General features: G+C 33.9%; 16 protein-coding genes and 2 pseudogenes. 3 read left to right on the forward strand and 15 right to left on the reverse strand.

Annotated elements, in window-relative coordinates; translation table 11 throughout:
* Nucleotides 1–122 precede the first annotated feature (122 nt).
* The 4 genes from helD to ACIGHG_RS21135 all read right to left on the reverse strand — a co-directional run bounded on the left by helD (nt 123) and on the right by ACIGHG_RS21135 (nt 5,987).
* Nucleotides 123–2,471 (reverse strand): RNA polymerase recycling motor HelD, encoded by a 2,349-nt coding sequence (gene helD, locus ACIGHG_RS21120; RefSeq protein ID WP_396550400.1) that lies wholly within the window; start codon nt 2,469–2,471, stop codon nt 123–125.
* A gap of 302 nt (nt 2,472–2,773) precedes the next feature.
* Nucleotides 2,774–4,858 (reverse strand): V-type ATP synthase subunit I, encoded by a 2,085-nt coding sequence (locus ACIGHG_RS21125; RefSeq protein ID WP_396550402.1) that lies wholly within the window; start codon nt 4,856–4,858, stop codon nt 2,774–2,776.
* A gap of 157 nt (nt 4,859–5,015) precedes the next feature.
* Nucleotides 5,016–5,768 carry an alpha/beta fold hydrolase gene (locus ACIGHG_RS21130; protein WP_396550426.1) on the reverse strand — a complete coding sequence of 251 codons (753 nt, stop codon included), beginning with the start codon at nt 5,766–5,768 and terminating at the stop codon, nt 5,016–5,018.
* Nucleotides 5,769–5,780: 12 nt separating this feature from the next.
* Complete coding sequence (locus ACIGHG_RS21135; RefSeq protein ID WP_396550404.1) at nt 5,781–5,987, reverse strand: hypothetical protein; 207 nt, start codon at nt 5,985–5,987, stop codon at nt 5,781–5,783.
* A 523-nt stretch (nt 5,988–6,510) separates the two neighbouring features.
* Here ACIGHG_RS21135 and ACIGHG_RS21140 point away from each other — a divergent pair.
* The gene (locus ACIGHG_RS21140) at nt 6,511–6,651 is read left to right on the forward strand and encodes a YrzI family small protein (RefSeq protein ID WP_090914870.1); all 141 of its coding nucleotides are present in this window, start codon (nt 6,511–6,513) and stop codon (nt 6,649–6,651) included.
* 266 nt (nt 6,652–6,917) lie between these two features.
* On the opposite strand, the gene ACIGHG_RS21145 is transcribed toward ACIGHG_RS21140, so the two are convergent.
* From ACIGHG_RS21145 to ACIGHG_RS21160, 4 genes are all read right to left on the reverse strand, one after another.
* Nucleotides 6,918–8,681 carry a SulP family inorganic anion transporter gene (locus ACIGHG_RS21145; protein ID WP_336474246.1) on the reverse strand — a complete coding sequence of 588 codons (1,764 nt, stop codon included), beginning with the start codon at nt 8,679–8,681 and terminating at the stop codon, nt 6,918–6,920.
* Nucleotides 8,682–8,761: 80 nt separating this feature from the next.
* A complete protein-coding gene (locus ACIGHG_RS21150) occupies nt 8,762–9,202 on the reverse strand; it encodes a DNA mismatch repair protein (RefSeq protein ID WP_090914872.1) in 441 nt (146 codons plus the stop codon).
* Nucleotides 9,186–9,554, reverse strand: coding sequence for an ArsR/SmtB family transcription factor (locus ACIGHG_RS21155; RefSeq protein WP_090914874.1), 369 nt, complete (start codon nt 9,552–9,554; stop codon nt 9,186–9,188). The genes ACIGHG_RS21150 and ACIGHG_RS21155 overlap by 17 nt, the downstream gene beginning before the upstream one ends.
* Nucleotides 9,555–9,786: 232 nt before the next feature.
* Nucleotides 9,787–10,869 carry an AI-2E family transporter gene (locus tag ACIGHG_RS21160; protein WP_336474218.1) on the reverse strand — a complete coding sequence of 361 codons (1,083 nt, stop codon included), beginning with the start codon at nt 10,867–10,869 and terminating at the stop codon, nt 9,787–9,789.
* A 290-nt stretch (nt 10,870–11,159) separates the two neighbouring features.
* On the opposite strand from ACIGHG_RS21160, the gene ACIGHG_RS21165 reads away from it, so the two are divergent.
* Nucleotides 11,160–11,972 carry an HNH endonuclease gene (locus tag ACIGHG_RS21165; protein WP_336474219.1) on the forward strand — a complete coding sequence of 271 codons (813 nt, stop codon included), beginning with the start codon at nt 11,160–11,162 and terminating at the stop codon, nt 11,970–11,972.
* Nucleotides 11,973–12,209: 237 nt separating this feature from the next.
* On the opposite strand, the gene ACIGHG_RS21170 is transcribed toward ACIGHG_RS21165, so the two are convergent.
* The 5 genes and pseudogenes from ACIGHG_RS21170 to ACIGHG_RS21190 form a co-directional block, all read right to left on the reverse strand.
* Complete coding sequence (locus ACIGHG_RS21170) at nt 12,210–12,302, reverse strand: putative holin-like toxin (RefSeq protein WP_090914879.1); 93 nt, start codon at nt 12,300–12,302, stop codon at nt 12,210–12,212.
* A gap of 161 nt (nt 12,303–12,463) precedes the next feature.
* Complete coding sequence (locus tag ACIGHG_RS21175; protein ID WP_336474220.1) at nt 12,464–13,531, reverse strand: hypothetical protein; 1,068 nt, start codon at nt 13,529–13,531, stop codon at nt 12,464–12,466.
* Nucleotides 13,532–13,649: 118 nt separating this feature from the next.
* Complete coding sequence (locus ACIGHG_RS21180) at nt 13,650–14,345, reverse strand: phosphopantothenoylcysteine decarboxylase domain-containing protein (RefSeq protein WP_396550407.1); 696 nt, start codon at nt 14,343–14,345, stop codon at nt 13,650–13,652.
* Nucleotides 14,346–14,357: 12 nt separating this feature from the next.
* Nucleotides 14,358–15,182, reverse strand: a complete 825-nt coding sequence (locus ACIGHG_RS21185; protein ID WP_336474222.1) for an AAC(3) family N-acetyltransferase — start codon at nt 15,180–15,182, stop codon at nt 14,358–14,360.
* Nucleotides 15,183–15,338: 156 nt separating this feature from the next.
* Nucleotides 15,339–15,545 (reverse strand): annotated as a pseudogene (locus ACIGHG_RS21190) (multidrug resistance efflux transporter family protein); the annotation flags it as partial.
* 127 nt (nt 15,546–15,672) lie between these two features.
* Here ACIGHG_RS21190 and ACIGHG_RS21195 point away from each other — a divergent pair.
* Nucleotides 15,673–15,798, forward strand: a pseudogene (locus ACIGHG_RS21195) (VOC family protein); the annotation flags it as partial.
* Between the two features lie 221 nt (nt 15,799–16,019).
* Here the strand turns inward: ACIGHG_RS21195 and ACIGHG_RS21200 are convergent.
* Entirely contained in the window at nt 16,020–17,195 is a 1,176-nt protein-coding gene (locus ACIGHG_RS21200) for an erythromycin esterase family protein (protein ID WP_396550409.1), read from the reverse strand.
* A gap of 536 nt (nt 17,196–17,731) precedes the next feature.
* The gene (locus tag ACIGHG_RS21205) at nt 17,732–18,214 is read right to left on the reverse strand and encodes a hypothetical protein (protein WP_336474223.1); all 483 of its coding nucleotides are present in this window, start codon (nt 18,212–18,214) and stop codon (nt 17,732–17,734) included.
* Nucleotides 18,215–18,761: the final 547 nt, after the last annotated feature.

Here is an 18,761-nt window from a genome sequence, read left to right on the forward strand (position 1 = left end):
AAATTTCTTACGCATTATTATGTGTGATGCGCGGAAATTTAATCCAACAAAATACGCTTTGCTACCATATAAAAATGTAAACGAAACAGAGGTCACGCTATGAAGCGTGACCTCTGTTTCGTTTATTTATCTTGCATATAAGCATTTACCTCTACTGTTGATAAAAACGGACTTAATTCGTTTTTATAATAAATATATAACTCGTGCATAGCACGTGTGCAAGCCGTATAAAAAAGCTTACGTTCGCTTTCTTTTCTATATTGTTGGTTTGAAGCATTATAAATAATAACAGCGTCAAACTCTACACCTTTCGCTAAATAGGAAGGTATAATAAGTACTCCCGAATCAAACGAAGCTGTTTCTTTTTCGATAAGGTGAAGTTGTACATGTTGCTGTAGTATGTCATATGCCGCTTTGCTTTCCTCGGCAGTTTTACAAATAATCGCTATCGTTTTATGATTATTTTTTTTCAAATATTTAATTCGATTTATAATTCTTTGATGTAATTCTTCATCTGTTTCTACTGCTGTTATAACGGGTTTTCTCCCCTCGCGCTCAAATGGTTCAATACAGTTACCTTCTGAAATAAGTTGCCGTGTGAATTCAATAATTTGTTTCGTTGAACGATAACTACGTGTAAGTTCAATCCTCTTACTCTTTTCCTCTCCATACAAAGCACACAATTGCGAAAAACCATTTTCAGTCGCATGTGCATGTATCGTTTGATTAAAGTCACCAAGTACTGTCATGTTACTATGTGGAAATAATCGCTTCAAAAAGGTAAATTGAAAAACAGAATAATCTTGTGCTTCATCAATAAATATATGCCTTGCAGATGTATTTCGTTGTAAATCTTCGAGCTGATCTTTTATATATAAATAAGGCGTCGCATCCTCATAAGCCATCTGAAAGTGCTGTATGCGTTCTACTGTTTCTTGGCATATTTCTTTCCAATATAGCGGTAATTCATTCTTGCTCGTAAATCTCTCTGCAAACAACGGATTTGCAAACAACTGTACATAAACCGCAGGTACATTCATGAATTGAAGACCTTTCACTCGTTTACGAAGTGGCTTAAAATGCTTTTTCACAATCATTGCAGCTAACATTTGTTGTTCACGTTCAAAATCATCAAATGTATTAGCATCATATTGTTTCTCTTGTTGAAGTTTTTTATGAATTTTAGCATACGCTTCTTTATCTAATAGCTGTATCTCTTCTTCCACCCAAAGTTCTTTTCGTTCTAGCAGCTCTCTTTTCTTTAATTCTTTTAGTAGCCACTCAGAAATTAATTTTATTCGATTAGGAATCCTCATCGACAGAGGAAAAGAATAAAATTTCTCTTTTATTTCCTCTTTTGATATTAATAAATTTCCGCGGAACTTCACATCTTTAAAAAGCATTCCACCTTGTCTCAAATACGTCACATAGTTATCTACAATTTTCAAAAAAGACGCACTTGCTTTATATTGGATACCTTGCATGCGTACTAAGTATTTTGAGTCTTCTTTCCCCGCAAGTACATATTCCATTTGCGTAAACGGATCTTCTACATGAAAGGTTTTTTCTATATGCTCCTCTACATAGTCTTGAAATGTTGTTTGTTTCATATTCTCTTCTCCTAATTCAGGAAGAACAGTCGATATATAACTATTAAACATTGGATTAGGAGAAAAAAGAATGATTTGATCTGCATGTAATGTATCTCGATATCGGTATAGTAAATAGGCCACACGCTGCAATGCAGCCGATGTTTTTCCGCTTCCTGCTGCTCCTTGCACAATGAGTAAACGACTCGTTTCATTACGAATAATTTGATTTTGTTCTTTCTGAATCGTAGCAACGATACTTTTCATTTGTGTGTTCGCATTCTTCCCTAACACCTCTTGTAATAATGCATCACCAATTGTTACTCCCGTATCAAACATACTTTCCATTTGACCGTTACGAATGATAAATTGTCTCTTTAAAGTTATTTCTCCTGTAATCATTTCATTTTGCGCCTTATACACGACCGATCCCAACGAATAATCATAATACAGACTAGATATTGGTGCTCTCCAATCATAAACAAGAAATTGTTCTGTACTTTCGTCAAAAAAGGAATGAATGCCAAGATAAATTTGATCAGGACTTCTTTCACTTTCTTCTAAAAAATCAATTCTCCCAAAATACGGAGATTGCTCTAGTCGTTTTAACATGGTAAGCTGCTTATCTGCATGATAGTGACTACGTTCTCTTTCCGCTAACAACTCTGCTTGTTGCTTTATACTTGCTGCTGTTTCAATAGCCTCTTCAGCATTATCAAAGTTAACTGTTACATCGTCCCAAAAGTTTTTTCGAATATGAACTACCTCTTTTTTCCCGCTACTTACATATTGTTGGAGACTCTCCACACGCTCTTGAATTTTTTTTACAACTTCCTCTATTCGATGCTGTTCTCTCTTCTGCTCTCGTTCATACTGCTCCATATTGTCACTCCTTATCGACAAAAAAATTTGACCAAAAGTTTGACAAACACAGGTGTTTTTGATAAAATAAAATTGGGTAATTATAGAATGAAAGAAAATATTTTCTAGTGGTCATTTTTTCATTTTAACATATACATCTTTCTTAGTTCAATGAAAATAGATACCGTTATCAAACAATTCCACTCTGTATGAGGGCGTTCATTAAAATTCCAGACTTTTTACATATTAAATAAAAAAATCGATTCCTTAATAAGGAATCGATTTTTCATTTGGCGTATTCAATTACTTCTTATCCTTTCACTTCATTGAATTTCGATCACTCTACTATTTCCATTCTTCGCAATTTGGACTTTTGCATACATCCTTTCCCCTTTCACAAGGGCAACAGGAACTTCACGTGTACTTCCAATCGTAACATATCCATAGTTTATATATCCTTTTATCCAGATTCCTTTTTCTTCCGGGTAGTCACCGAGCTTTATTTGATCTATGCGATAATTCTTTCCTTGTTCTTTCTTCAATTTTATAAACACAGGTGTTTTTGTTTCTTTTTTTGTTTCACGATTCAACATCATTTCGTTTGCTTCCGCTTCTATTTTGAGAGAAAACCAGACTTTTTTCATATCTTCTAATTCTTTCACTGGATTTTCCAATTCTAGTAATACAATATTACTGTTATAATAGTTCCATTCTTGTTGTGTAACAGTACCTAGTAAAATAAAAGCAGAAAGTATACTTACTAACCATACGTGTGTTTTCTTGTATGTTCTGTTATATTTTATAACGCCCTCTTGTTTTTGCTGCTTTTTTGTTTGTAACAATACAACACCTGCCAGAAACAGCATCCAGCTTAATCCATAATTTCCAATGTAATTTGTCTCATACATAATAAGATTCGTAAACAAATAGATAACGATACCAATTCGCTTTATTACAGTATCCCTTACATATAACATGCCTAGTACAAGAAATAATATATATCCGCCATGAGCACTTACGATAAACCAAGGATCTGCACCTTCGTATTTTCCTAACAAATAGAAAAATGCATATATCATTCCGAATCCAACACTATTTCGTAATAAAAATTTATTTTTCCGTACAATCGCAAAAATGAGAAAGCCAATATGGATGAGTACGAGATACCCCATACCCGCTATATATTCCGCATTTCTTATACATTCACTTATGATGACTCCTTCTAATAACCACCATAAACTATATTGTTCTGCCTTATATTTTGCAAATAACCAATACCCAAATACGCAACTACCATACAACACTCCCCATATGTAATGGTGACTTGTTGCAAGCGTTGTAATTCCTGCTGTGATAGCAAAAACAAATAAAAAAATTCGCAAAAATTTTGCTGTTATTTTTTTGTATCCCCAAATCCCAAGCACACTTAGCGTGGCGCCTACAATCATCATTATGCTGCTTTCTCTTACTGTTTCCCATAAAATGAAGTAAAGACTCGCAAGGAAAAGAACACTTCCTATTGAACTCACTAAAACATATAGCACATATTCTCCTATTTGCCGAGGGTTTGTGTTCGTTTGTTTCTTTTTTTCTTGCCAAGTGAAAAATACCTGCGAAATAACAACAAACAAACCGACAAGTCCCATCAATATATAAGAGATATTCATAGTTAAATTTACAAAGAGATTCGTTATGTCTATCAATGCATACAATGACCAAGACGTTAAGATTGCACCAGTTGTTATTTTATATAAATGTCCTTCTTTTATTTTTTTGAATATGATCAAGTATGTGACTGTCATGAATATTGCACACACGACTTTTACCCAGTAGCTAGGCTCTCCTCCCTCATATAAACATGCAAGATATACCATCCATAATCCTAATAGGCTAGCTGTATAAAATAAATAGCGACCCGGCATTTTTCGTTCTAGGCGGTACCAAATAACTAAGGCAATCGTTATAATAATAGATTGCCATTTGTGCGAAACAACAAACCACGTCGTTTCATCTATATTTGATAAAAAGAAAAGCAATGCTCCGCCGCCAAGTACATACCACTCTGGTTTTTTGTCAGTAAAATAAAGATATAATACTGGAAGTAGCCAACTAATAGAAAGCCAAATTTTCTCAGTTTCAATACCGTAAATATTTCGAAGCATCCAACATGACCACGCATAGGCGAGATATATGGTTACACGCATCCCTCTTATAAACAACACATTTGCAAACAGTACATTTCTTATCGCAAAATACCATACGATTGCAATGATGGGTACTCCTAATACCGTTAAACTTTGATACAACGTTAACCATGAATAACGCATCGACATTGTTAAAACGATATAAGCACCAAGTAAAGACCATACTCCAAGTATTCTAAAAATATCATCTTTCCAGTCCTTCATTCCCACCCCTCCTTCTACAAGTGTATTCTTTTTATTCATATTTTTCACTTGCAATTTATATATTTTCCCATTTTTTGATTTTCATTACGCAATCTATGAAAAAAAGAAAGCTTGATGTTTCTCTTTTTTTATAGAAACATTGAGCCTCTGAGACAATCTATTCTATCTTTAATAATTCTGTTATGGCTTTTATCACGACCTCTGGATTCTCCAATTGAATCGAATGACCATTCTCTGTTTGAATATGCTTCGTACAGTTCGTTAATCCACATAACAACTGCTGCTGCTCTTTCCATATTGGATCTGCATTATTAGAACTAATTACAACTACTGGTAAGTTTTCTCGTAAATTCTCTGCTTGTTTTACTTGTTTTGCTGATTCTTCACTGTACAACATTTCCTTATGCACTGCTTCATATGCTCTAGGAGTATACCCTACATGCTTTACATGATTTTGAACTGGCGTCGGAAGACTCCTCCCTCCTACTGGTATTTTTAATAAGCGCGGTAAACCAACCGAAGAGGTGATATATCCTAATCTCATCTGCTTTAAGCTTTTTACGTATTGCTGCGATCGGTCTGTATTCATTTCCTCTTTCATGTATCGATTTTCATGTACCGCATCAACCAATACAATCCCTGCTACTTCATTAGGATATCGACTTGCAAATAATCGCATATTTAGTCCTGCAAATGAATGTCCCACTAAAATATAAGGAGGCGAAATCCTCATTTTGTCTAAGGCCATTTTCAAATCATTCACTACTTCTTGACTAGTCGATACACCACTTCTCGTATCGCTCCAGCCATATCCAGCCCGGTCAAAAGAAACCACTCTTGTAAATTTTGATAATTCAGGCTGGACAAGACACCAAGCTAAACAATTTCCGCTTAATCCGGCATCTAAAATAACTGTAGGATTTCAATTTTCTTCACCGGAAACAATAGCATGAACGTTGCGACCATCGACTTTCACGATACTTCCAGGTTCTTTCGTTTCATTCTTTTTTCTTATGTACAGATTTGCCGCTGTAAACGGAAATAGTACTGTGCTAATTGCTGTTTTTAAATGATAATCAGTTTGAAAAGCCATGACAATAATCGTACCCCCATCCAACTTTTTTAACAAAATTCATGTTCCTGTTTTTAAATAGATTAATTCCATCATTTCTTCACAGTGTTCCTTCAACAACTGTCTTTCCCCAAAAATGTATTCCTCTGAAAATGAGCAATTTTAATTTATTCCTCTCCTCACTAATTGCTCAACGTTCATTGTGAAATCTCTCTTACAAATTGTATATTTTCATCAAAATTCAAAAATTTTATCCTATTTTAAAATTTTGGGGTTTACAAAGATTACCTAATTGTATATACTTACATACGTAAGAAAAAATTTCCAAAGGAGGTCGAATAATATGATGAAAGTAACTGTATATGCAGCACCTGTTTCACAATTAAATAAATGTTCGACCACCCATATGGAGAATTAAAAAGCGCATTTACTATGATTTTAATTATTCTGCCACAGGAGGTCGAATGCCGTCCTGTGGCTTTTTCATGCCTTGCCGCAGGAGCACTCTGTCTTCCTGTGGCTTTTTTGTGCGATTTTTACATTCTTACAATTTTATACATTTGAGAGGAGTTAAAAATATATGACATTTCATGTATTCTTTTTAACGATTACGATTCAAAAAGCTCGTCTATCCAAAGAAGAACTTGAACATGAACAACGTGTTCAACAAATCATGGACAAAGTAAAAGATCGTCAAATATCGTTTTATAACCATCTATAATTATGAATACCAAATAGCGATGAAAGGAGATGTTTAGAATGAGTTTATCAAAGCGGAAAATTATGATTTGGATTGTAGAGGTAGACTCCGCATAACAAAACTATATAAAGTGAAACTTTAATCAGTGGGGGTTTTCTTCATCCCCCACTGATTATCAGCCCTCACCAATCGGGCTTTTCCCGGATAAAATTTGACATGCAAACAAAAACAAGGTTGTTATATAAAAATATATGCAACCTTGTTCTCAATTTTTATTTATTACTTTTTTAAAAGTCTAATGCATTTACTTTACCCTTTACTGTATTCACCTTCTGAGGTTGATGAGAAAGTTGAGTGCATTCGCGAAATGCAAAGTGTTTACAGTCTATACATTTTTTTGTATCCAAATGTTCTAAAGCATAGGTAATTGCATCCCCTGTATGTTCAAAGAAATTCTGTTCCCCAATTTCAACATACAGCCCATTTCTAACTAAAGTTGTTTCGAGTTCAGATTGAATTCCTGAGACTAGAAGTATACCACCTTGTTGTTTAAAAGAATGAACAATACTTCTAAAATAGGACTCTCCTGTAGTATCAATAAAAGGAACTTTTCCCATTCTTAAAATTAAAACTTTAGGTTTATAATGAATAGTTGCTAAAATGTTTTGCTCAAATGTTTGAGCAGCACCAAAGAATAAAGGCCCTTCTATTGTATAAATACTAATTTGCGGACAATCATGAGTTTTATTCACCACATGTGGTAATAATTTTTCATTCTTTCTTGTATGATCTGGAAGCACTTTAGATATGACGAGCATGTTGCTCATACGTTTTGTAAATAAAATAATAGCTAAAATAAGGCCGATTTCTACAGCTGTTGTTAAACTCGTAAATACAGTAAACAAAAATGTTACAAGTAATACAAGCGAATCTCCACTCTTCATTTTAAGAATGTGGGCAAAATGTTTTTGTTCACTCATGTTCCAAGCTACCACCATTAAAATGGGAGCCATACTAGCAAGTGGAATGTGCGAAGCATACGGAGCGAATAATATAAGTATTAATAAAACAAAGATTCCATGAATAACACCTGATATCGGTGAAGTAGCTCCGCTCTTAATATTAGTTGCTGTTCGAGCAATTGCTCCAGTTGCTGGAATACCTCCAAATAATGGTGTCACAATATTAGCAATTCCTTGACCAATAAGTTCTTTGTTGCTGTTGTGCTTACTATTTGTCATACCATCTGCCACTACAGCGGATAAAAGCGATTCAATACCACCGAGCATTGCAATTACAAATGCCGGACCCATCAGCTGTTTGATGCGATCGAACGTAATTTCTGGTACATGAAACTGCGGAAGTGTATTAGGTATCGTACCATATGCTGTACCGATAGTCGGTACATGGCCTGAGAAAAATACCGTTGCAATTAAAGTTGAAATTACAATAGCTACTAATGAACCAGGCACTTTTGGAAAGATTTTTGGTGTTACGAGTATAACAATAAGGCAAATGAAAGCTGTTATAATACTATAAAAATTGATGGTATTAATATGAATAAAGATTTCGTTCAGATTTGCTATAAATGCCTCATGCTTTTTTATACCTGTTAAACCTAAAAAGCTAGCAATTTGTCCCGTAAAAATAGTAACAGCAATACCTGATGTAAAACCAACTGTTACAGGACGGGGGATAAACTTAATTAAAGATCCCAATTTAAAAATTCCCATTAAACATAAAAGAATTCCAGCTAATAAACCCGCCAGTAATAAATTTTCATATCCATAGGTAATTACAATACTTAAAAGAATCGGAACAAAAGCACCTGTCGGCCCTCCTATTTGATATCTTGAACCACCAAATAGCGCAGTAAGAATTCCTGCAATACATGTGGTATAAATCCCATACTCTGGTTTAACCCCAGAAGCTATGGCAAAAGACATAGCAAGTGGAATCGCAACAACTCCGACAATCGTTCCTGAAAGAAGATCCTTTTGAAAGTGCCCCAACGAGTATCCTTCAAATCTTCCTGTAAATAACCCTTTCATTATAAACCCTTCTTTTCCATTTTTAATAAATTCAAATTGTAAATACATTTTTCATGCTCTTATACAGGGAAATCATTAGCTTAATATTTACTATACGTTTTGCTCAAATGACATTCTAATTCACCTATATCTCCACCCTCTTGCACATAGGTTTTCAGCCTTTCTGCTAGAAGTTCTCCCTCTCTGCTATCTAATTTCTCTGTATCTATAAATGATTTAATCCATACCTTATCTGGCGTACTATCTCTACGAAACATTTGACCTGGAATTTCACTCCAAAAACGATTCCATTCATTCAATAATCCTATTTGATCAAATAAAAAGCTTTGAATCCCACATAACCAAGCTGTACAAGCCGTATTTCTCTTTTGACACCCAACTTCATCTTGTAGATGCTGGCATGAAAAACAACAAGAATTTCCACTCTTTATACAAATATCACAAACGTGATGAGCTCCTACAGAGTGAAATATTTCAACGCCATGTTGAATAATAACTTCTTTCTTAACTTCGATACTCAACTTCCTCCTTAACTATAGTTTTATCATCTTCTTCATCTAGTTCTTCCAACATTGAAATCGTATCAATTAAATGGTTATTAAAGATCGATCGTGCAACTTCCAGTAAATTCATAATCATAGGATCCCGAAGAGAATACAAAACTCGTTTCCCGTCCTTGGTACCAACAACAATATTTTTTGCACGTAGTACACTTAGTTGTTGCGAAACTGCCGAACCTTCCTTATTAAGAATACTTTGAAGTTCATTTACACTTTTTTCACCCTCTGACAACAATTCAAGAATACGTATCCGTAAGGGATGTGATAAGGCTTTAAAAAAGTCAGCCTTAAACTGTTGCATTTCGTTTCCCATTCAAACGCCTCCATAACTTACTTTTACTTTTAAAGACTTTAGCAGTATTCTATACATCTTCAAATGTTTGAATATGTATAGAATACTGCTATACTCAATAATTTTCAATACAAATTTTTAAGTATAGGTAACGAATGAAAATCAAATAACCCATACGTATATTTTAATTATTCATATTATATTTATACTTAGAACGAAAAAAGACCAGTTACAATCTGAACTGGTCTTCTTTCTATTTCTTATTCCTTTTCAATTTAAAAAGCCTTACTATGTTTGAAATAATCGTCTTCATTACGGCATAGGTTGGTACCGCTAAAATCATTCCAATAATTCCAGCAAAATTTCCGACACCAAGAATTAAGATGATAATTGTTAAAGGATGAATATTTAGTTTTTCACTCATAATTCGTGGTGATAAAATATTACTCTCAAATTGCTGAACAATCGTTACCACAACAATAACCCATACCGCCTGCATCGGCGATACAAATAGCCCAACAATAACCGCTGGTGCTGCTCCAATAAACGGACCTAAATTTGGAATAATATTCGTAAATGCTGCCACAATCCCTAAAATAAAAGCATAAGGCAACCCAATGATTAAATAACCAACAAACGTGAAAGCTCCGACAAATAAACAAACAAGTGCTTGGCCTTGAATGTACGCCGCAAGGGTTTCATTCGTTTCTTTAAAAACACGAAGCCCTTCTTCACGGTATGATTCCGGTAAAAAACGAACTGCTGCTCCAGGGAATTTATGACCATCTTTAAACATATAAAACAAAATAAATGGAACTGTGAAAACAACTAATGCAACGTTTGTAATAATTCCAAATAATGCAGTTGCACTCGCTGTAAGTGTATTTGGTATTTCTTTCAAATACGTAAGAGCATTCTTTTCTAATGTCTCTAACGAAACATAATCCTGTGTTGTAAGCCATTGAAATAGCCTATGATTCGATAAATCTGTTATGTATTCTCTCCCTACTTTAATATACGTTGGCATGTTCGTTACTAAATCCATCAGCTGATGAGATACAGTTGGAACTACAACACCGACCGCAACAGCTATTAATGTAATAATAAATACATACAGTAACAAAATGGATAAATTACGCGGTACTTTTTTGTTCTCTAAAAAAAGCAGCACGGGATTAAACATAAAATACAAAAATGCCGCAATTAAAATAGGGAAAAATAAAGTGGATATAAAAATACCGATTGGTTGAAATAAAAACGAAATTTTTGTACAGATAAAAATAATCGCTACAACCATCAATACTTCTAATGTCCAAAAATGAACTTTTGATTTCAAAAAAAGTGCCTCCTTTTAAATTTCTTTTATAATTGTAACAAATTGAAGTAAAAATTTATATGTTATTTCCTCGTTCTTTATTCCAAAACATAAATAAATACACTACAATAAAGACATATATAGTAAAACTTTTGGCAGTGGAGTTTTCATTCCCTGCTGATTATTAACCAATCGGACTTTTACGGGCAGTTATCCCCTGCTTATCTCCTTTGTATTTCTCAAAGTCGTGAAATGGGATTTTATTGCCCGCAAATAATAAGATAAAAATTTGCAACTAAAAGGTGATGACTATGTCAATATGCAATATATGTAGAGATGATAAACCATGTATAGAACAATATGTAATTCCAGAAGTGTTATGTGGATATTACTATATCAACACAGTGTGTGAAACATGCTATGAAAACGTAATAGCAAGTGTAGATCGTCTATTAATTAGCCATAAGTTAATACAGTATAAAATAGATCAGCTTAAACATCAAATCGACTCTCCTCTTCTTCTAGATATATATGATGAAGAAGAATATACAAATAAAGAAACGGATAGTGATGAGTTCCAATTCTCAAATTCTCTCATTATGAAACTATGCAAAAGACACGATATATCACTTCATAATGAAATATGGAAAGAAGAACGAGTAACAAAAGTTGCTGGTTCTATTCAACGTGAATTACTCCTTGATAACCGCAAATATAAGATGAGCTTATTGAAAATGGCTTATTTATTTGCTGTACATACAATAGATGGTTATTTCCATGATCCCGATGCAATTGTTATTTCTAACATCTTATCTAACATAGATTTCATTGAATTAAAAGATAGAAATATTGTACGAGACTTAAGCAAAAGTTCATTATGGAATACATTAAATACCGATTGTGAAAACCATTATTTCATTTTATTAAGCGGAAAAGACGGATTATTTTGCTTTATTCGTCTCTTTGATGTGTTTGATGTCGTTGTTCATCTATCTAAAAAAAGTTACAATCTTCCGTCACCAATTGTTGGTGTAAACGATGCAATCAACCAAGTATTTTATAAAAAAAGCTTAAAAGAATATATGAATGGATTATTCAAGCCAACAAACGGAATTCAATCTTAAGATTTGCTTCCAAAAAGAAGAACGTACGCTCTCCTTTTTTACATAAACAGGATTGTGCTATAATAACAATGAAAAGAACGATACAATCACATAAATAAGTGATTAGCATATAAGTAAAAAAAGACTAGTGTGCGGCAACACACTAGTCCCATATAACTCAGCAGAGTGGATTATTCATTATCCTATTTGTTTCTCATGAATTAAACAACCCACCTTCTATTGGCGTAGAGTGGGTTGTTATTTTTTGAGCTTGTCGATTAATAACACGACGAACGTTAGCAATGCAACGAGAAAAAGACCGCCTTGCAAAAGCAACGTAAGTTCACTCAAATTATCACCTCCCAACACTTAGAGAAGTGATAATAGAACAACCACTCTGACCATGAGTTACTCTTTCATTTTATCATAATTTCTATTTCTTGACGATGAAAACCGGCAAGCTTTGTACTTGCCGGTTATTTTATTGTGTTGAGAAATATGATCCTTTTTTATCACTCATGACTGCTTCTCTCTTGAACTTTCTTCATAATGGCATCATAAAACGCTCTCTCATCATCCACATTGATATGAACTTTTGTGACTGTTTTTTGAAACCCATAAAGCATAGTTGCTTTCATCGGCTCTGTCAATACGATTTCAAGTTTCGCAGGTTCTTTTATAAACTCGTTTACTGCTGCATCAAAAATTTGTTTTTGTTCCATTTTAGAAGGTAATAATCCTTTATAATGATGTATGCTTTCAATATTATAAAATGGTACGATAAGCTGTTTCGTCAAACCAACTTGTAAAATAAGTTCTTTATCAGTTACAACATATGGACATAAACGAATTGCTTGTATTTCTGCTAAGAAAAAGAGTGTAGCGTAAATATTTAAGATGAGCAGAATCCATGCTACAATCGGATTCCATTGATGAAGAAAATAATGAAAACCGATTGATTCAATTAAAGTTGCATGTATGAGCATAATATAAAATGCAATGGAACCTGTTTTTTTGTGATACGTAAACATATCTGAACCTGCATATACTTTTTTACGCCAAGAGAATAACGCGTAGTATAACAACTTACACTCTGATAACAATACATTCGCAACAACATTTTCGGAAACGGAATCGTATACTGCCTTTTCGCTCGCATATGAAAAAGATGAATATGCGAGCCTATATTTCTTATAAGAGCGAATAATCGCAGGTAGTTTTCTTGCTATTTTGTAAAAAAGATAAAGCTCTAAGCAAAGAAATGCAATTTCCCCAGCTACTAATATATATGTGATAAACGAAAAAGATTCAAAATACGGATTAGGAATAATAAATCTTGCAGCAACGTATCCTGCAAGTATTACAGGAAAGATGTATTTTAGTGAATATCGTTTTCTAATAATAAGTATGTATGTGACGATTGGAATAGTAAGTATAAAATCAAATAGCGAACCAAGTGCTACTCTATTTGGTAAAGGCGACATGATTGGTAGTGCATAAACAAGAATATTCGAAAGGATAATCAAGCTCGTAATAGCAAACCAGATTATCCATCGTTTCTGAGTTATAGCATGATTCATGTAATCATTCCTTTTTATTTAAAAATTTCATTTAAATGATCTTTGTAAAATGTAATCGATTTTTTTAATAAATTTTCCATCTTCTCACCCTACAATATGTATTCTTTCTTAACTCTCATTAATGAAAAACAACTTGTTCTTTTTCAAAATGGATCAGTGCAAGTTTATTGATAAGACTTTTGGCTGTATTTGCTTTATCGGAACATATCTGAACTTCACCATCTTTAGAAATAATATAGTGATTCGTTTCAGAGGTATATAGGGCATGAGAAGCATTTGCAACTATGAAATCTGCTTGTGCACCTTCCATTCGGATTTGTGCTCTCGTTATTAATTCTTGTTGACTTGTACCGCTCTCTAACTTAAATCCGACTAACACAACACCCGGATCCCATTGTTTAATTTGTGCTAGTACTTTTGGGGCTTTCTTAAAATGAATAACCGGCGGCATATCGCTTGATAACTTTCCTAATTGATCCATTATATTTCCTTCTTGATCGACAATTTTATCAACTATCCAATCCGATCCAGCTGCCGCCATAATGACAATATCTACTTTTTCACTTGTAATAATTTGTTTCATTTTCTCTTGTAAATCGATAATTCCTTCAAAAGAATGAGAAGAAAGATTATGAGTCCCTTCAGGTTTTTCTGCAAAATAACCATGTAAATATATAACTGAAGCCCCGCTCTTCAGCGCTTCTTCTGCTAGAAGCTTTCCCATTCTTCCTGTCGATAAATTCGTATGCCCACGTACTTCATCCCATTTTTCTAAACAACCGCCACTTGTTATGAGTACCTTTTTCCCTTTCATGTTCCCCATCCTTTAATTACATATTTGCTTCGTTTGTTTTTGAGTTAAAAACCATTCTGTTCCAAAATCAACGACTTCTCGTTGCTTCATTAATTTACATGATGCGTTCCCTATTTTCCCTAATATAACCAATCCGGTTTTATCAAATGCTTTTCCTAATGGCTTAAAATCATCAGAATCATAGTCAAATTCCTCATACTCTTTCCATTTGCGAACTCCATTCTCAATAATCGGTGCTCCAATTTGGACCTTTTCTCGATATTGCGAACGAACTTCAGATAAATGAAGTGATGTATTCGAATCATGATCTACTCCGATTAATAATATATATCCATCTAAATCATACATTTTCCCCAAAGGTGACTGTTCTCCAAAACTAGGAGAAAGGATGTGTCCATCAATAATTTGCTTTGCGTGTTTCCCCCACGCTGCAAAGCTATGTAAAGGATGATTACTTCTTTTTGTATTCGGATATGTCCGAAAACACTCTACTACTTTTCCCATACTTCGCGTTGGTGTTGTTTCAGGATGAAACGGTGGTACATTATCACGAATAATTTCCCACCAACTTTCTGGAACAGGTGGCATTTGCCAATTTTTCGGATCAGATAAATCACTCGTTTGAGTCGGCATAATAATTGTTCCTTCTTCTGTAACTACTTCCATTAAAGCTTCTACTACAGCCAATGCGTCACCACTTACCCAACCGATCGAACTAAGAGACGAGTGTACGATAACGTTCATTCCTTCTGTAACACCTAATTTTCGTAAATCGCTTACAATTGTACGAATTGTATTTGGCATTTTTGTTTTGGCAATTAAATCGTTCATATTCATAATAAATCCCCTATTTCTCTACTAAAATTTCTTTAATATACCATTTATATATTATCATATTTTTCTTAATTTTTAATCAAAAAAAGGGATTATCCTTCACTATACAGAATTTATCCTTAAAAAACAGGGAAAAGACGACCTTAAAAGATCATCTTCTCATGCTGTTATTTTCTCCTCTTTTTTCTCCATAACCGCCGCAAAACTATGTAAAATCATCCCTATGACAACAAGACTCATTCCAACCCAAGACAAGGCTGATAGAAATGGTGCTGACAATACTATTAATTCACCAAATAACGCGAATAATACTTCACCAGATTGCGTCGCTTCAACTGTTGCTAATTTTTGTGGATCATCTTTTACATTAATGGAATCATTAAGCAAACTTGAAAGAACCCGCTTACTCAACTGGGTATTTTTGCATTAACTTGTATTGGTAATTTTATACACACGACAGAGAGGGGACATAAATCAATTGGTGAAAGTACGAGTTGATTCAGATGGTAACAGTTTAGAATTAATATGCTATGTTGAAGTTCCTAATGAATTAAAACATATTACAGATAAGTTGTCCTTTGTAGATTGGGAGGAACTAGTTAATAATACATTTAAATGAGGGATGGAAAGATAAGCTTATTTTACTAAACAGGGGCACCACACATCACCATCAAGCTAATATTTTAGAGTATCCCCAAAAAGAAAAAATGTGCTTTTTTGTTACAAGTTAACACAAAATTTCGTTTTGGGGGCGCTATAAAATTTTAAGTTGCTAAAAATGATGGTGAACTCCTATAAAGCAAAAAGCGCACCAATACAATAGATGGTGCGCTTTTTGTTTTATTTAATAATTCGTGAAGGGCTAATATGATCTAGCCATAGAATCCCGTCATATTGTTGGTTAGGAATCATGGTTTCATCGTAAGATCCCCAATACTGCCCAATAATAGGCCTATACATCCAAGAGGTTTCAGGACGATTTTCCTCACCTTTTAAATTTACAAATACTTGCGGATGTTGTGCAGCTTTCAAAATTTCTTCTATACTATTGGCTTGATGCGTTTCCTTTACATTTATAATCTGTCTATTATCCGACCCTAAACTGCTACCACTATATGCAAATAAACCGACTGTGTATATTTGCTTTTTTAAATACTGTGGTATCATATCCATTATATTTGGGAATGGGCGTGGGGATGCGGCTTGAATCATTTTAGAATTTTGTCTTCTAATATGATAATTGTGTCCCCACACAATCATTTTTTTATTCTTAAATTGCATTTCGCTTAACCATGCCAAATTCTGTGACATCCTTTGCTCTCGAGTGTAAAATGGGAAATCATCCGGATATTTTTCAGGTGGAATATTTATCCGATCTTTCACTTCACTTGGAATATATGTTTTAAGCGTATCGATTCGAATCTTGATTGACTTTTCTAGAAGATTTACATCATAGGATGTTTTAGGCGCTACTTGTTGCAATTCATTTTTATGTTGTTGGATAAACTCTTTTATTTTTTCGTATTTGTCCAAAAGGGATACCTGCATTGCTTCAAATTCCTTATAAGAAGAGACAGAGCGGTATTTCACGACTTCTCCTTCTGCCTCTACAAGTAATTTCCCTATTTCAGGATTCAATTTCCCAATCCATTTATTTGTAGATGTTGCAAATGTAGCGGTAGCAGCATCCCAGGGTATTTGTATATCAAATCCCGTTAAAATAAGAGGTGTTCTTTTTTCTTTTTGTTCTTTTATATATTGAAATAATTCTTCCACATCTTCTGTATGCCAAACTCCAGCAATAGCTTTTTTCATGGCTTGTTCAGCTGTTAAATCATCTATATTTTGATATACAGCATTCGCTTCCGCAAAGCCTGATTCAAACGCAATCACATCATAGCCCATTTCTTCATGCAAATACTTAATGATACGAACCTTTGATTGATTCATTTCTGTTGAACCATGAGTAGACTCACCTAGTGAAACAATACGTTTGCCCTGTAAGGCTTGTTTCAAAAATGATAAATCCTCATTCGAACTAGCAGTTGGTTCTTGTAATTTAACCGCATGTTCACGAACCCAATTCTGCCATTTTTGTTGATCAGCAGGCAGTTCTTCAGCAGATGTTACTGTCGAAAACGTTGTGAGTGCAAATAAAGTAGTTACGAATCCTTTTTTTCATTTTGAAAACACACATATCCCTCCTCTAAGTATTAACGTACTTTAATATTTTACTAACAAACAAATAAAAATGTAATATTTTTCATAAAATTATAATAATTAGGATGTTAAAAAGGTAACTTTGTTTCTATAAGTGAAAAATTTAATAAAGATAAAAAAAGTTGTGACAATCATTTTAGAACATACTTATTCAAGCAATAGGATACATTTTTAACATGGCGTATAATTTTTTAATGAATTAAGCTAATTCCCCCTTTTTGGGGATTTGGGCAAAAATGCCCTCATAAGAAAACTGCACCTCCAATTGTTAGTTCGTGTCTAACAATTGGGGTGCAGTTCATAAATAAAACTCTCTATGTAATTCTATATAATCAAAGAGGTGCACAAGATACGGTGTTTCCTTTTTTAGAACAGTTACCTTTGAATGCCCAGTCAGCCTTCTTGTTATTACTTGTGCTTTTGAAATATCCATAGTCAAAAACATAAACACCATATGTTATATCACCATACAATACGGTATAGTATGTATCATACCCATGAAGCTGATGAGTATAGCTTCCTTCTCGAACAGATTGATTGTAGACTATTACATTTTTTTTGCCTTGCCCAACGATATTGTATGCATGATTGAGTGTTGCTTTAACAAAATCCTCTCTGCTTTTGTCTTTGTTTTTATCCTTATTTTTGTCCTTTCCTTTGCTAGAAGCTATCATATCACTTGTTTTAACAATGGGTTTAATTGTACTCGAATTATTAGATACATTTTCACTTGCGAAAGCTTCAGCAGTACCTCCTGTGAATAGAAGCGATAGTCCTAGTCCTGGAACAATTAACTTGCGAACGATCTTTTTCATGTGTTCTCATCCTCTCTTTTCTCATTAACATTTTTTCGACCGAATTATCTATTAAACTCAGTCTATAATCAAATATTACCATTTTAAAAGTGGGGGTTTTGTCATAATTTGTAATTTTGGAATAAATTGTTTCTTATTGTCATTTATTCACGGACCTTCACCATTAGCATGAAATACACGCTTATGGACATGTTAGTATGTAGTTAACACCTGTTATATTATTACATTTTAGTAGGTTGTGGTGACTGACTAGTACATGGGAAAGAGCCGTCTGGATTAGAGGGCTCTTTTTTATATCGTATAGGGGTCCCGCTAACTAAATGACGTAAAACCCACGTTAATAATTCAACTCGTGTTATGGAGCTTTGAGAATTTCTTAGCGTATAAAAACGTTAAAATGTGCGTCCTACCCCTGGTTGTATTACCATAATTAAAAGAATCTCCAATTACTAGATATTCTATCCTTGTTGATCATTATTCCAAGCTTTTACTTCACCTTGAAATTGTTTGACAGTTCCCCACAGATCTTTTCTGTCTAAACCTGCAT

This window comes from Bacillus sp. NPDC077411 (assembly GCF_044543425.1).
Taxonomy (GTDB): Bacteria; Bacillota; Bacilli; order Bacillales; family Bacillaceae_G; genus Bacillus_A; species Bacillus_A bruguierae.